At 34.9% G+C, this 14,032-nt stretch carries 15 protein-coding genes; 13 read left to right on the top strand and 2 right to left on the bottom strand.

Annotation, left to right across the window (positions count from 1 at the left end; genetic code table 11):
* Nucleotides 1–23: 23 nt before the first annotated feature.
* From JOC73_RS13900 to JOC73_RS13885, 4 genes are all read left to right on the top strand, one after another.
* Complete coding sequence (locus JOC73_RS13900; protein ID WP_204404277.1) at nucleotides 24–1,550, top strand: phytoene desaturase family protein; 1,527 nt, start codon at nucleotides 24–26, stop codon at nucleotides 1,548–1,550.
* A 183-nt stretch (nucleotides 1,551–1,733) separates the two neighbouring features.
* A complete protein-coding gene (locus JOC73_RS13895; RefSeq protein ID WP_204404275.1) occupies nucleotides 1,734–2,660 on the top strand; it encodes a DMT family transporter in 927 nt (308 codons plus the stop codon).
* A 227-nt stretch (nucleotides 2,661–2,887) separates the two neighbouring features.
* A complete protein-coding gene (locus JOC73_RS13890; RefSeq protein WP_204404273.1) occupies nucleotides 2,888–3,532 on the top strand; it encodes an acetate uptake transporter in 645 nt (214 codons plus the stop codon).
* Nucleotides 3,533–3,676: 144 nt separating this feature from the next.
* Nucleotides 3,677–4,225, top strand: a complete 549-nt coding sequence (locus JOC73_RS13885; RefSeq protein WP_204404271.1) for a GNAT family N-acetyltransferase — start codon at nucleotides 3,677–3,679, stop codon at nucleotides 4,223–4,225.
* 103 nt (nucleotides 4,226–4,328) lie between these two features.
* On the opposite strand, the gene JOC73_RS13880 is transcribed toward JOC73_RS13885, so the two are convergent.
* Complete coding sequence (locus JOC73_RS13880; protein WP_204404269.1) at nucleotides 4,329–5,339, bottom strand: ring-infected erythrocyte surface antigen domain-containing protein; 1,011 nt, start codon at nucleotides 5,337–5,339, stop codon at nucleotides 4,329–4,331.
* Nucleotides 5,340–5,362: 23 nt separating this feature from the next.
* Entirely contained in the window at nucleotides 5,363–6,484 is a 1,122-nt protein-coding gene (locus JOC73_RS13875; protein ID WP_204404267.1) for a ParM/StbA family protein, read from the bottom strand.
* A gap of 164 nt (nucleotides 6,485–6,648) precedes the next feature.
* Here JOC73_RS13875 and JOC73_RS13870 point away from each other — a divergent pair, with 164 nt between their 5' ends.
* From JOC73_RS13870 to JOC73_RS13825, 9 genes are all read left to right on the top strand, one after another.
* Nucleotides 6,649–8,010: a hypothetical protein gene (locus JOC73_RS13870; RefSeq protein WP_204404265.1), complete on the top strand. Its 1,362-nt coding sequence runs from the start codon at nucleotides 6,649–6,651 to the stop codon at nucleotides 8,008–8,010.
* A 416-nt stretch (nucleotides 8,011–8,426) separates the two neighbouring features.
* Nucleotides 8,427–8,795: a GntR family transcriptional regulator gene (locus JOC73_RS13865; protein ID WP_204404263.1), complete on the top strand. Its 369-nt coding sequence runs from the start codon at nucleotides 8,427–8,429 to the stop codon at nucleotides 8,793–8,795.
* Nucleotides 8,792–9,649, top strand: coding sequence for an ABC transporter ATP-binding protein (locus JOC73_RS13860; protein WP_204404261.1), 858 nt, complete (start codon nucleotides 8,792–8,794; stop codon nucleotides 9,647–9,649). The genes JOC73_RS13865 and JOC73_RS13860 overlap by 4 nt, the downstream gene beginning before the upstream one ends.
* Nucleotides 9,650–9,662: 13 nt before the next feature.
* The gene (locus tag JOC73_RS13855) at nucleotides 9,663–10,361 is read left to right on the top strand and encodes a hypothetical protein (protein ID WP_204404259.1); all 699 of its coding nucleotides are present in this window, start codon (nucleotides 9,663–9,665) and stop codon (nucleotides 10,359–10,361) included.
* A gap of 266 nt (nucleotides 10,362–10,627) precedes the next feature.
* Nucleotides 10,628–10,834 (top strand): hypothetical protein, encoded by a 207-nt coding sequence (locus JOC73_RS13850; protein WP_204404257.1) that lies wholly within the window; start codon nucleotides 10,628–10,630, stop codon nucleotides 10,832–10,834.
* A gap of 48 nt (nucleotides 10,835–10,882) precedes the next feature.
* Nucleotides 10,883–11,662, top strand: a complete 780-nt coding sequence (gene bla / locus JOC73_RS13845; RefSeq protein ID WP_204404255.1) for a subclass B1 metallo-beta-lactamase — start codon at nucleotides 10,883–10,885, stop codon at nucleotides 11,660–11,662.
* A 192-nt stretch (nucleotides 11,663–11,854) separates the two neighbouring features.
* Nucleotides 11,855–12,958 (top strand): methylated-DNA--[protein]-cysteine S-methyltransferase, encoded by a 1,104-nt coding sequence (locus tag JOC73_RS15460; RefSeq protein WP_330613210.1) that lies wholly within the window; start codon nucleotides 11,855–11,857, stop codon nucleotides 12,956–12,958.
* A gap of 15 nt (nucleotides 12,959–12,973) precedes the next feature.
* Nucleotides 12,974–13,489 carry a DUF2500 domain-containing protein gene (locus JOC73_RS13830; RefSeq protein WP_330613209.1) on the top strand — a complete coding sequence of 172 codons (516 nt, stop codon included), beginning with the start codon at nucleotides 12,974–12,976 and terminating at the stop codon, nucleotides 13,487–13,489.
* 251 nt (nucleotides 13,490–13,740) lie between these two features.
* Complete coding sequence (locus tag JOC73_RS13825; RefSeq protein WP_243427991.1) at nucleotides 13,741–13,941, top strand: cold-shock protein; 201 nt, start codon at nucleotides 13,741–13,743, stop codon at nucleotides 13,939–13,941.
* The last annotated feature ends 91 nt before the right edge of the window (nucleotides 13,942–14,032 follow it).

The raw sequence follows: 14,032 nt of genomic DNA, 5'->3' as shown, positions 1-14,032 counted from the left end.
TGAATGAGTAAGGGGGATTAAAAATGAAAAAAAGTGTTACGATTATTGGAGCAGGACCCGGTGGACTGACAGCAGGAATGATTTTGGCTAATGAAGGATATGAGGTGACTATATTTGAAAAACAAGGATTCATCGGAGGAAGGACTTCCAGCTTTACAGTAGATGGCTTCAAATTTGATTTAGGACCTACCTTCTTAATGATGAAGGATGTTCTTGAAGACATGTTTATCCGTACTGGGAGAAATGTAGAAGACTACCTTACGATTGAATCAATTAATCCCCTTTATCGAATTGTATATGGAGATGGTAGGGAGTTTTATCCCTCTAGCGATCCTATAGAAATGGAAAAAGAATTGGAGGGATTATTTCCCGGGAATATTAATGGATATCGACGATTTATGAAGAATGAAAAGAAGAAATTTGACACCCTCTTCGATTGTTTAAAGGAAACCTACCTGTCTCCAAAAGATTTTCTTAAGAAGGAGTTTATCAGGGCAATTCCCCACTTGGGGGCGACAGAAAGCCTATTTGATGTGCTAGGAAAATACTACAATGAGGATGACCTAAAGATGGCCTTTACCTTCCAAGCAAAGTATCTCGGAATGTCTCCTTGGGATTGTCCAGGAGGGTATAGCATTATCTCCTATATTGAACATGCAGGGGGCATTCATCATGTGATGGGGGGCTTTGGAGAAATCTGTGAAGCTATGGCGAAGGTCATACAAGAAGAGGGTGGATCTATTCATTTAGATAGTCCCGTAAAGGAACTAATTATTGAAGATCAAAAAGTGCTGGGGGTCTGTTTGGAGAATGGCTCAAAATGCTATAGTGACTATACTATTATTAATGCAGACTTTGCCCATGCCTTGAATAACCTAGTGAAGGATGAACATAAGCGAAAGTATACTCGAAAGAAAATTGAAAACAGCAGGTATTCATGTTCCACCTTTATGCTGTACCTTGGTGTGGATAAAGTTTACGACATTCCCCATCATAATATCATATTTTCCAGTGATTATAAAAATAATGTAGAGGAGATTGCCCACAAAAAAGTGGTTTCTCAAGATCCATCAGTATATATTCAAAATGCAGTGATTACAGATGGAAGTTTAGCGCCTAAGGATAAATCTACCCTGTATGTACTTGTTCCAGTTCCAAACAATACAAGTAACATCAATTGGGGGGAGGAAAAGGAGGCCTTTAGGGAAAAGATACTGGATATCTTAGAAGAAAAGGCAGGGTTAGAAAACCTACGTCAACATATTGAGGTAGAAAGGATGATTACACCACTGGATTGGGAGAATGAGATGGCGGTTTATAAAGGAGCCGTATTTAATCTAGGTCATAACATAGGACAGATGCTTTATTTTAGACCCCATAATCGCTTCCAAGAGTTTGACAACTGTTATCTGGTAGGGGGAGGCACCCATCCAGGTAGTGGACTCCCAACCATCTTTGAATCGGGAAGGATTACCTCTGACCTAATCCTCAATGCAGATGGAAGACCAGTGCCGAATCGAAATCAACAAAGAGCTACAGTGACTCCTTAATATAAAAACATATAAGAATATTTAAAAACACTCCCAAATCTGTTGATATCTGGACAGAGATTATGTGGGGGTGTTTTATTTACTTAAGACTAAAAAATAGAAGTGAAGTGTGCAAAATCCCTCTATAAAAATAATAAAATCTCATTAAAATTTTTATAGCTTATCAATTATCAATGGCTTATAATGAAATTGAATGGGGGGATTTTTATAGAAGCACAGCACAAGGGACTAATCTGTATTGTACTATCTGCAATGGGTTTTGGTATCATGCCAATCTTTGCAAAGATAGCCTACAAGGGGGGCATAACTCCTGAAACCTTACTAAGTTTAAGGTTTATCTTATCAGGTATTATACTATTTATTTACTTAAGGCTTTCAAAGGTGTCTATTAAGGTAACTAAAAGAGATCTGATGTATCTTTTTTTACTGGGGGGAGTGTTGTATTCCGCCACTGCAATTTTTTATTTTTACTCTATACGTTATATATCTACAGCCCTTTCAGTGTTAATTATGTATACCCACCCTATGATGGTGGCACTGCTGTCAAATATTTTTGATAGAGAGCGACTGACCGTACAGGTGTTAATGTCTATGACAGTGGCATTTATGGGGTTATCTATGATTTTGGGAGACTCGTTAGTGTTAAAGGTAAATACCTTTGGGATACTATTAGCACTAGCAACGGCAATTTCCTACTCTTTATATATTTTTATCAGTAGTCGGATCATTAAAAAAGTACCTTCCCTTGTGGCTACTGCCTATATTTCCATATCTGCCTTTGGGGGACTGGTGGGATTAGGGTTGGCTCAAGGAAATCTAAGTTTAAACTTTGATACTACTGTGGGGATTCCTTTGGTGGGATTAGTGTTTTGTTCCACCATCTTTGCCTTAGTGTTTTTCTTAAAGGGAGTAGAAGTATTAGGTGCAACGAAATCCACCATTATTAGTATGTTTGAACCTGTCTTTGCTGTCGTGTTTTCAATGCTTATTTTTAAAGAAACCCTATCTTTTCTACAGTTGGTTGGAGGAATTGCTGTCTTAAGTGGGGCGGTGATGGTGATGATCATGAAGGAAAAGGTTACAGAAGTCAGTGGGGGACAGGAAGTGTAGATGATTTCAGTAAATAAGCCATAAGAAATAAATATTGTCTTTAGGTATCAAGTAGTTGTATCTAATTTGTCATGTTTATCAAGGGATTATTACATATCTGATGACCCCTTCCTTCATTATTCTAAATATACAAACTATCGGGTTATTTTAGTTAAAATTATCTGATTGACGACTGTCGAAATCTATGATATTTTGTATTAGGACTGATATTAATTAGGAGGGTGTATATGAGCACAAATGAAATAAAAAGTGTAAAAATTACAAATGCAGATCCTTCAGCTTTAGGGCTATTTGGACTTGCGATGGTAACGTTAGTTGCATCATCTCAGAAATTAGGTTTTACTGAAGGCTTATCTTTTTTAATTCCTTGGGCATTATTTTTAGGTGGATTTGCACAGTTGTTTGCCTGTGTAGAAGATTCAAAGCGTCATAATTTATTTGGTACTACTGCTTTTGGTGCATACGGATTATTCTGGGTTGCTGTAGCAGCTTCATGGTTAATGAAACTTGGTTTCTTTGGTGAAGCCATTGCAGCAAACATTGATGGTAAGCAATTAGGAGTAGCATTTATCGGGTATCTAATTTTCTCTATCTACATGACTATTGCAGCAACAGAAACAAACAAAGTTTTATTTGCAATCCTTTGCCTTATTGACGTATTGTTCATTGGTTTAGCTATGGATAGTTTTGGGGTTTTATCAGGGTTTTTCCATCCTTTGGCTGCCTATACGGAGCTTGTAATTTCTGTTTTAGGATTCTACGGATCCGCAGCAGCAATGCTAAATGCACATTTCGGAAGAGTATTCTTACCAGTTGGTAAGCCAATGGGAATCTTTAAAAAACCTGAAGTAAAATTGTCTAAAGTTGCATAGAATGTGATTATAAAAAATATATTTTGAAAAAAGCAAGTTGCGATAGGGTGACTTGCTTTTTTTATGTTGAAATGGCAGGAAAATAAAAATTTGTAGAGAAATATCAAAAGTGTATAAATCTGATTGGGGTAAGGGGATTCGTTTATGAAAAACATAGAAATTAGTAGACCAAAATTCGAGGACATTGAGATAATTAATCAATTTTTTGTTACTGTCCTCAAACATACCTTTGACAGAAATGACATTGGGGATTTGTTAGAAGCCTTAAATGGAGAAATCATTGATAAAAGGAAAAAATTAAATGAAGACTTTGAATGTAATGGTGAGTCCAGATTTTTTCTCATAGCAAAGGATGGGGAAAAGGTGGTAGGTTCTATTGAATATGGGCCCTCCAGTGATTTAATTAATTCATGTACCGATGGAGCTGTAAAGGATGTAGTTGAGATTGGCACGGGCTTTGTACATCCTGCTTATCAAGAGAAGGGGTTAGGTAATCGGCTATTAAATGAATTATTTATTGAGTTAGAGAAAAGGGGCATAGAGGAGTTTTGTTTTGATAGTGGCTATAAAAGTGCTCAAAACTTATGGGTAAAAAAATTTGGTAAGCCCCAATACCATTTGAAGGATTATTGGGGTGAGGATGCCGATCATATGGCCTGGCATTTGAAGGTTAAGGATTTTATTAATAAATAAATTATTAGAGCAGTAAACCATTGAGTAATAAAAAGAACTAAAATACATGCATCGTAAAAAACCACAGAATGTAGGGGGGAATCCCTATACCCTGTGGTTTTATTTAATCATCAGTATTCATAATCACCTTGACAATGGCATTGTTGATAATAGCAAATTGAATGAGGGCTGCATCAATTAGCGTATCCTTCTGAAAAGTTTCCTTAAGAATTGTGATGTCTGCTAGAAGTTTTTTGCCACATAAGTGCTTGTATCTAGGATCAATATCTATAGTAAATTCTTCATCAGTGTCTTCTTTGATATTCTCCACAACACTGTCTATTGGCCCTTCAAATGGAGCAGCTTTCTCCGCGGTAGCAGTTTCTTCTACAATCTCATCAAGCACCTCATATCCGTCAGAAGGAAGAGTTGTAACTTTTTCATTGATCTCGGTACCTTCTTGATGGGAGTGACATATAGACTCGACAGCATCTCTATTGGCATTAAACATTACGATTTCGTTGGGCTCTTCCGCTGATTGAGGAATAACAGCAGTACTAAACTCCTCTTTGAATAACTTCTGATTTACCATATCAGTTTGATTTTGCTGTTCATCTTCGTAAGGAGCTTGCTCATCTGTTTTTTGATGTTTTGCTTCTTCAGTATTGATTTCTACATCTTCAATCTCCACACAATTTGTGTTTTCAAAAGGATCTAAAGAATCTACATTTCCCTCGGCATCATCTCCAACGGTATTTTTTATGATGATGATATTGCCCATATGTAATACATTACTAATTTTCACAAAAAGGCTGTCTTTATCCAATAGGATTCCAGTTATATTAAAGGCAGTATCCATCTCAATAGATGCCACAGTACCTAACTCTTTTCCGTTCTCAGTATATACCTTAGCGGGCGTATCAGTGGGTAGTATTTCAATATCCTCGGTGACAGTTAGCATAATAGCATCAGATCCAATGGAGGTATTTTGAATTGGGATATAAGCATATTGATTGGAAAATTGACAATACAGGAAAGTGATTCTTTTTTCTTTATAGATTAATCCCTTCAAAATTCCCAACGCCTTACCTGTATCCATTGAGATAACAGGTTTTTCCGATAATCTAATTAACAAAATTTTCACCTACTTTTCATAATTTATTGAGCTGCATCTTTGTATATTCTGAAATACATGCTACCAATGATATTATGATATTCAGCAGTATCTGGTTTGACGCAATAAAAATCATTGCCTAGATAATGATTCAGATAATTGAATAATAGTTCACTCCCTCCACCAGAGAAGATTACCTGATCACAGTTTCCGATAAACTTTGTTTTAACAAATTCTCTAAAATCTTTACTAAGCTCATAGGCAAAGCCATCAAATACATCCTCAACGATGGCAGTAGTATCAATTGTTTCACCCTTCTTAGCTTTAAGGACTTTATTGTTGTAGCGAATTACATTATCTATATCATAAGAGTAGGGCTTTCTATCTAATTTTTCTCGATAGTTGTTGTAAAGGATCATAGACACTTTTTCATAGCAGTCCAACATTCCCTTTTCGAAAGTATTGACTCCAACTGTTCTTAGTCCATTGAAGGCAGCAACGTTGATTTGTCCAGAGCCAATGTCAAAAACAATTGTTTTCTTGCTATTGGCATATTCATCCTTTATACTTCCGTTTTCATTCACTGAGTAATGGAAAAAGGTAGCTATCCCCTCTGGACAGAAGGTAACATTTTCAACATCAAAGATAACTTCCTTAATCACTTCAGAAGTATTATTGGGATTGTAGTACAATGCCTTAATATGCCCTTTGAGATGCTCTCCATGACCATTTGAAAAATCTTTTTTATTAGAAACATACTCAACTAAAGGTTGATTGATTGTGATATCCACCGATTGCTGATTTTTATCATATTTAGCAAAGTTTGTTGCAATACCAGATAGAGTACAGAACTTAATCACATCATCATTATATTTTTTCTCATATCGGTTACGATCCCGTATTAATACCCCTTTGTTTTCAGCAGCTTTTCCAACTAGTTTTTTACCTAGCGACTCTCCATCCTTAATGATTTCCACCAATAGATGATCCATATCTAATTCCTTTGTATCTGACTGTAGATCAAATAAGTCGAAGCTAGTCCCATAATCCAACTCCACTCCTGGTTCCGATATAATGGTTGGGAAACTAAAGGGCTTCTTAGCCTCCTCCATTACTTTTGTTAGCCTATTACCGCCGTCAACATAAACACGAACTTTGTTTTTCATTATGTTACCTCCTGACATCATTTGCTAAAACTTTATCTTAAATAAAATATATCGTAATAAAGCCCTCCAATCCTATAGGCCTATGGTATGAACTTGGTAAATAATGTTGAAATTAAGAAAATAAAATGATATTTTTAGTAATATAAAGTAGAGGAGGATGGGTTATGGATGTTAATACGATTGGACAAAAAGATTGTTTAGAAAGCTGTGTAATAACAACAGGCGTATCCTCATTAAATTACTACAATGAGCAGCTGCACTCATTTGGTAATTCTTTAGTATATAATTATATGGGAGTCGGTAGTATTGAGAATATAGCTAAGGTTCCTCACTATAAAATCATCATCGATTTCAGTGACAATAATATAAAAGAAATTATATTTGAACTCTTAAATTATCTCTTATCCCTTAACGTAGAAATTGATATAAAGTTGATATATAATGAAAATTTATCAAGCAAAAACATTGATGATTCCATGACGTTACTTAATCGATTAGAGAAACACAACTTGATTGACTTAGAAATAATCTATAGATCCTCAGAATTACCAAAGGAAAAGGAATGTAGCTCTTGGCTTCAAAAAATAAAAAACACCTTCTTTTTCACAGGGGCAGGGAATACAGGAAAGACATCCCTTATCTCGGCATTAGGCGAATTCTGCAAGGACAAGGGTCATGCCGTTGCATTAATAGACCTCTCAGATAACAACAAGCTTATTAATTATTTTTCCAACATCTATCCTTTGGAGAATATCAATCTACAAGGGAATGCTCTAAAGGAAAAAATGAAGAGGACTAAAGAAGCGGTTGTGGATGTTTATACCTATAGATTTACAAGCATAAAAAATATCTCTGAAGAAAAGGACTTTTATCAATACATAAAGAGAATAAGCGATATGTATGATTATGTACTTCTAAATGCTGATTGTAATACTGTCTATGACCAAAGTGAAATTTTTAATATTGCAGAGAAGGTCTTTGTTGTTCATGATTTTATGCCAACCAAAATTAATAGTTCAAAACAAATCTTATTAAGATTAGAGGAAGCTGGTATCAATAGCAAAGGCAATATCTCTTTGGTCTACAACAAAATAATCAAATGCTACTTTGATATTAATTTTATTGAAGAGAAAATCATTTTTGATAGGACAGATAATAAAAGTTTAGTACCAATAGTAGATCTAGACTGCCATACCTTTGAAATCCCTTATAGTAGAAAAACCATGAAGGCAATGATTAACCATATTTCCCATAAAGCAAGCATTATAAATCATGTATCCTTTAGCTACAGACGAAATATAGAAAGTATCTATAAATATATTAATAACCAACCCTATGTGGAGATTGATGACGTAGATGTCCTAGAGTACGGAATAAACTATTGTAAAGTTACTTTAAGTAACATCCTACAGCATAGTTATATTCAAACCTTTAAGGAAGAAATTTATAAATGCAAGGCATATGTAAAAAATCGTAAACGGGTTGCATCGTATTTAATACATTCAAGAATTTTGGAAAAACATTAGCAAACTAAATATTAAGAATAGGAAGTAGTATGTAATTAAGACTGTAGAATTTTATTTTACAGTCTTTTTATTTTGTTGTTCCTTATATTGATTTACAAATATTAGCTTTTGATTAGTGTTACCGTAATAAATTATAATAAGTTAAAAAGGTAAGTCATCATTTCCCTAGCATCGATAATACTTGAAAATCATATCTTTAAGAATACTTTGACCTTTAAAACAATGCTAAGGCTGACTATATTTAGTGTATTTGAGTGCTTAGGCTACAGGCAACCCTTATCAGGTGGCGAAAACTGATGGGGTTATTATTATGGATAAAAGAAATTTTTTACAAAAATCCTATTGACAAAAAGACTAACTAGATATATAGTTAATTACATAAGTAACTAACTAAACAAGTAAGGAGGTGCTTGTTATTGAATCTAAATTTTGATAGCGAAAAACCCATATATATTCAGTTAGCAGAAGCCATAGAAGATGATATTTTGAGGGGGATATTTGAAGAAGGGAATCAAATTATTTCCACCACAGAAATATCGGTGAATTTTAAAATCAATCCAGCCACAGCAGGAAAGGGCGTCAACCTATTGGTGGATGAAGGAATCCTATTCAAAAAAAGAGGTGTTGGTATGTTTGTATGTGAAGGGGCAAAAGAAAAAATCATTACAAAGAGAAAAGAAAAGTTCTATGAAGGCTTTATCGTAGCACTGTTAGAAGAAGCTGAAAAGCTACAAATATCGAAAAATGAAATTATAAAAATGATAGAAGGGAGCAATGGCAGATGAGTGTAATCGTGGTAAAGGGAATCACAAAACAATATGGTACTACAACGGCACTGGAGAATGTAAATATAACCATAGAGGCTAACAAAATCTATGGGCTTTTAGGTCGGAACGGAGCAGGAAAGACCACCTTGTTAAATCTATTGACCAATAAAATTTTCCCAACAAATGGAGCGATCACAGTAGAAGGTAAGAGTGTAGTGGAAAATGATGAAGTATTGGGAAAAATTTTTTATATGATGGAACGAAACCTTTATCCAGAAGGGCTAAAGGTAAAGGAAATCTTTAAGTGGACGAAGAAAATTTATCCTTTGTTTGATATGGAGTATGCCAACGGCCTAGCCAATAAATTTGAACTAAAGGTGAATAAGAAAATTAAGGAATTATCAACAGGGTATACCTCTATTTTTAAGGCAATTTTAGCCCTATCATCAAATGCAAAAATCCTCATTTTAGATGAGCCAGTACTGGGGTTAGATGCCTATCATAGGGATTTACTTTACAAAGAGATTCTATCAAATTATATACAAGAACCTAAAACAATCATTATCTCTACCCATTTAATTGAGGAAATTTCAGATATCTTAGAAGAGGTCATCATTATAAAAGAGGGGAAGCTGGTCCTAAAGGATTCGGTGGAAACATTACTTTCATCGGCCTATCGCGTTTCTGGAGAAGCTTCAAAGGTGGATATCTACATCAAAGGAAGGACTTGCTTAGGGGAAGAAACCATAGGAAAATATAAATCAGTAACGGTTTTGAATGACCAAAGAAATGAAGCGCTTGCGAAGGAAATGGACCTAGAGTTCAATAAAGCAGAACTTCAAAAGCTGTTTATCAGTCTAACAAATTCATAGGAGGTAATTGGTCATGAATAATATATTAAAGGTCACTAAATATCAGTTAATGGATTTTAAAAAAGCAGTAATAATTTACTATTTAGTTATATTAGCTCTAGGACTAATCGTCTTGATGGCGGCTCCAAGTGGTGAATCAAGTTTTAGTGGGGCAACATTTATTTTTATCTTTGTTTTAGGTCTGAATTCTTTTAAGAGTAGTTTTAAATTTATGCAGGCGAATAATGTTTCAAGAAAAAGTTACTTTTGGGGGAATATTGGAGCTATAGTTGCAGTTTCTATATTTATGAGTTTTGCTGATTCCCTTTTAGAGCGGATTTTTACAGCTACATTTAAATATAAAGGATTCTATGAACAAATATACATCTATGCTTCTGGAGAGGGGATGTTGGCAAAACTTTCTTGGAATGTTGCCTTACTCTGCTTCGCCACTAGTGTAGGTTTTATGATCACTGTGCTATACTATAGGGCAAGCAAAATTGTAAAGACCCTTGTTTCATTAATACCTGCGATTTGTCTAATCCTTTTTGGCATTTTAACTAGAAAAACTAATGGGGCGTCATCAGAGGCAATGATTGATTTTATAGGAAAGGTATTAGGGCTAGAGGGGGGGCAGAACCCTTATATAGCCGTTTTAAGCTTTATAATAGCAGCGATAGGTATCTTGACATTGACCTATGGACTATTATTCAGAGCCCCGATTAAGGAATAACTTAGTCTAGATATAGATATAGAGATAGTGAAAAAAGAAAAGCACCCTACTAAACGATAATTTAGAAGGGTGTTTTTTATAACGAATAGGAAAGTTCTACATTAAATTAATATAAAAAGAGAACTTTTTCGTAAATGAGTTTCAACATAAGTCATCAATTAAATCTTCCGAAGGAAGACTTTGTTCTAAATAAAAGGTTATTGGTAACTTATGGAGAATATTTATAATTATATAATCATTACTATATAGCAAAGGGGGAACATTAAATGGGTACAGCAGTGTACTATTTTTTCGATTTTCTAACCACATTAGCAGCTGGGATTTACTTTTTAGTCAAACCTCAGGATATAGCAAAAATGTTTAAAAAGCAAAGTAATAAATCCTTCCAAAGTGTTATTAAAGGTCTAGGGGTACTGGTTGTAATGTATGGGATCTATAAACTTTATCATTTCATAGATTACATTATTAATTAGGGGATACGGAGAAATCAGTGTATACATTCAAGGAGGATTGATGGAATTATGAAAAGAGTTACCTTATTGATGACTTTGATTATTTCAGTGGCTATGGTTTTGTCTGCATGTGTAGGTTTTACTTCCACCAACGTAAAAAAACAACTAGATTACTACAAAAGTGGCACGATAGAGGATGATCATTATGTAGAACTAACGAAAATAAATGATCATATTTGGGTACATACAACCTATGAAAACTACAATGGTTATAAGGCGGCCTCAAATGGTGTTGTTGCAGTGACATCCAAAGGTTTAGTATTGATAGATACACCTTGGAACAATGAGCAAACTAAAGAATTGATAAAGCTCACTAAAAGTATATTTAATAAAGACATTACGATAGCCATCATTACCCATGCCCATGCTGATAGAATTGGTGGGATTAGAACGTTACTGGAAAATAATATTGAGGTTCGAAGCACCAGTATGACGGCTTTGGAAGCTGAGAAAAATGGCTTTGAAAAGCCAGAACCGACCCTTGATGAAGAGTCGGTTATTACAGTAGGTGATCTTGACATGGATATTTTTTATCCAGGAGAAGGACATTCAGTCGACAATATAACAGTATGGTTTCCTAAATATAAGATTTTGTTTGGAGGATGTTTAATAAAATCCTTAGAGTCAGAGAATCTTGGTAGCATAGAAGATGCAAATTTGCAACAGTGGCCCTCTTCAGTAGAAAAGGTACTTGGTAAATATGGAGATGCTGAAGTCGTTATACCAGGCCATGGGAAATGGGGGAGTATCCAGTTGGTTCGCCACACACTGGAATTGCTAGGAAAGTAGTGATGAGGTTAGAATTATTAATATTTGTAATCTGAATTTAAGTATAGAAATGATAAGTAGTATGAAGAAGGTGGGAAATGATGTTACGACAAAGAAATTTAAGAGAATTATACTTTTTTAGTAGAATTAGTCTTTAAGGGTGAAGGGTGAAATCATAAGAGTGAAATTTTGAGAGATAGAGGTGACAATATAATGCCCATGTATTTTTATGAAACTGCCATCGGTAGGATTGGAATTGCTGAAAAGGATGGATATATTACCAACTTGTATTTTGAAAATGATGAAGTGCCTCAAAATATAGAAATCAATGAAACAGCAATATTGAAGGAGGCTGCCCAACAGCTAAATCGTTTTTTAGCAGGGGAGATGAAGGACTTCGCTTTACCCCTAGCACCTGAGGGAACCGACTTTATGAAGGCGGCATGGAAAGCTCTTCAAGAAATACCCTATGGAAAGACGGCTACCTATAAGGATATCGCCATCATTACTGACAAACCAAAGGCATGTCGTGCAATTGGACTTGCCAATAATCGTAACCCTATTCCTATTTTTATCCCCTGTCATCGTGTGATTGGTAGTAATGGTAAGTTAACTGGCTATCGTGGAGGGTTAGACTTAAAGAAAAAATTGCTTGATATTGAACAAAATGTTTTAATCCAACAAAATAATAACCTAGAACCTGAGGAAGATAGCTGTAGATATTTTCAATATGGAACAAAGGAAATAGAGTATTTAAAGAAAAAGGATAAAAAACTAGGGGAAGCCATTGACAAGATAGGAAAAATAAACCGAGGGATTACCCCAGACCCTTTCACAGCTTTAGCATCAAGTATAGTTGGTCAACAAATCTCCAGTAAGGCTGCTAAGACTGTGTGGAATAGGTTGACAGACATACTGGGGGAGATTACACCAGACAGCATCGGAAAGGCTGACGTAGCAGATATTCAAAGCTGTGGGATGTCTACGAGGAAAGCAGGATATATAAAGGGAATTGCAGAGGCCGCCCTAAATGGTGAAGTGGATTTTAAGACCCTTCACTTGCTATCGGATGAGGAGATTATCAAAAAACTATCGGCTCTACAGGGGGTAGGTGTTTGGACGGCGGAAATGCTATTGATTTTCTCGTTAAATAGACCTGATGTGGTAAGCTATGGAGACTTAGCGATCCGTAGAGGGATGATGAATTTATATGGATTAGAGGAACTTTCAAAGGAGCAGTTCAATATATATAGAAAGAGATATTCACCCTATGGGTCTACTGCATCCTTATACTTATGGGCAATCTCGGTACTTTAATAAATAAAGGGGGAGATGATAGAAGTGGAGGTTAAGTTGAATATAGGTGGTACGGAGTTTGAGAAGTTATTTCAGCAGGTTTTACCAAAAGAGCTCTCTAATGGCTTTCCAAAGGATTTTCCCAATGGATTTTCCAATGGTTTTCATCAAAGTCCTTTTGAGTCTTTTATGTTTTCAGCATTACCTTTTTTTGGTATGACGATTTTTATTCTTGTAATAGGAATGTTTATTTTCATTGCAATTAAGGGGATAAAGCAATGGAATGATAACAATGCTCAACCTGTACTAACGGTAGCTACTAGTATTGTAGCCAAAAGAGCTGATGTAAGTAGAAGAGCCCATGGTGCTAATGATGGGGTTGGACATCACCAACGTACCAATACAAGTTATTTTGTCACCTTTCAAGTAGAAAGTGGAGATCGTATGGAGTTTCAAATAAAGCCTCAGGAATATGGATTATTAGTGGAGGGAGACGTTGGATTATTGACCTTTCAAGGAACAAGATATCATTCCTTTGAACGAAAAAAATAAAAAAGAAATTATGTTGATTAATTTTTTTATTTTTTTTAAAAAAAGCCTTGTTATTACTTACAAATAATGTTATACTTAGTGAGACTTAAATTAAAAGTAAATAATGTCCCAAATAAATATTTCACTTAGTACTTAAAAAGCTAAATTTATTTTGCTATTTCATGTATATAAGTATGTCGATATGGAGATTTTATTTAGTGAGAGTTATTACAAGCATTTAATTTAAGAATAAAATTTCGGAGGTACATTATATGATGAATGGTACAGTAAAATGGTTTAACGCAGAAAAAGGATTTGGATTTATTACAGCAGAAGACGGAAAAGACGTTTTCGCTCATTTCTCTCAAATCAACTCAAATGGTTTCAAGACTCTTGAAGAAGGTCAAAAAGTTACTTTTGACGTAGTTCAAGGACCAAAAGGACCACAAGCAGAAAATATTACAGCTATCTAATTAGCAAATATTTTACCCCTTAAATAGACTCTATTTAAGGGGTTTTTTAATGGTTGAAATTGGGCCGTATTAACCACGTAGATTAATAATA

It is taken from the genome of Alkaliphilus hydrothermalis, assembly GCF_016908555.1.
GTDB lineage: Bacteria > Bacillota > Clostridia > Peptostreptococcales > Natronincolaceae > Alkaliphilus > Alkaliphilus hydrothermalis.
Note: the sequence above shows the minus strand (reverse complement) of the source record. Positions and strands in the feature narration are given on the sequence as shown.

What these genes read in the sequence shown, in the direction of transcription:
- JOC73_RS13895 (WP_204404275.1), top strand. Translation starts at nt 1,734, where the DNA reads ATGAAATTGAATGGGGGGATTTTTATAGAAGCACAGCACAAGGGACTA.
- JOC73_RS13900 (WP_204404277.1), top strand. Translation starts at nt 24, where the DNA reads ATGAAAAAAAGTGTTACGATTATTGGAGCAGGACCCGGTGGACTGACA.
- JOC73_RS13825 (WP_243427991.1), top strand. Translation starts at nt 13,741, where the DNA reads ATGATGAATGGTACAGTAAAATGGTTTAACGCAGAAAAAGGATTTGGA.
- JOC73_RS13890 (WP_204404273.1), top strand. Translation starts at nt 2,888, where the DNA reads ATGAGCACAAATGAAATAAAAAGTGTAAAAATTACAAATGCAGATCCT.
- JOC73_RS13855 (WP_204404259.1), top strand. Translation starts at nt 9,663, where the DNA reads ATGAATAATATATTAAAGGTCACTAAATATCAGTTAATGGATTTTAAA.
- JOC73_RS13830 (WP_330613209.1), top strand. Translation starts at nt 12,974, where the DNA reads ATGATAGAAGTGGAGGTTAAGTTGAATATAGGTGGTACGGAGTTTGAG.
- JOC73_RS13885 (WP_204404271.1), top strand. Translation starts at nt 3,677, where the DNA reads ATGAAAAACATAGAAATTAGTAGACCAAAATTCGAGGACATTGAGATA.
- JOC73_RS13870 (WP_204404265.1), top strand. Translation starts at nt 6,649, where the DNA reads ATGGATGTTAATACGATTGGACAAAAAGATTGTTTAGAAAGCTGTGTA.
- JOC73_RS13860 (WP_204404261.1), top strand. Translation starts at nt 8,792, where the DNA reads ATGAGTGTAATCGTGGTAAAGGGAATCACAAAACAATATGGTACTACA.
- JOC73_RS13875 (WP_204404267.1), bottom strand. Translation starts at nt 6,484, where the DNA reads ATGAAAAACAAAGTTCGTGTTTATGTTGACGGCGGTAATAGGCTAACA.
- JOC73_RS15460 (WP_330613210.1), top strand. Translation starts at nt 11,855, where the DNA reads ATGCCCATGTATTTTTATGAAACTGCCATCGGTAGGATTGGAATTGCT.
- JOC73_RS13850 (WP_204404257.1), top strand. Translation starts at nt 10,628, where the DNA reads ATGGGTACAGCAGTGTACTATTTTTTCGATTTTCTAACCACATTAGCA.
- bla (WP_204404255.1), top strand. Translation starts at nt 10,883, where the DNA reads ATGAAAAGAGTTACCTTATTGATGACTTTGATTATTTCAGTGGCTATG.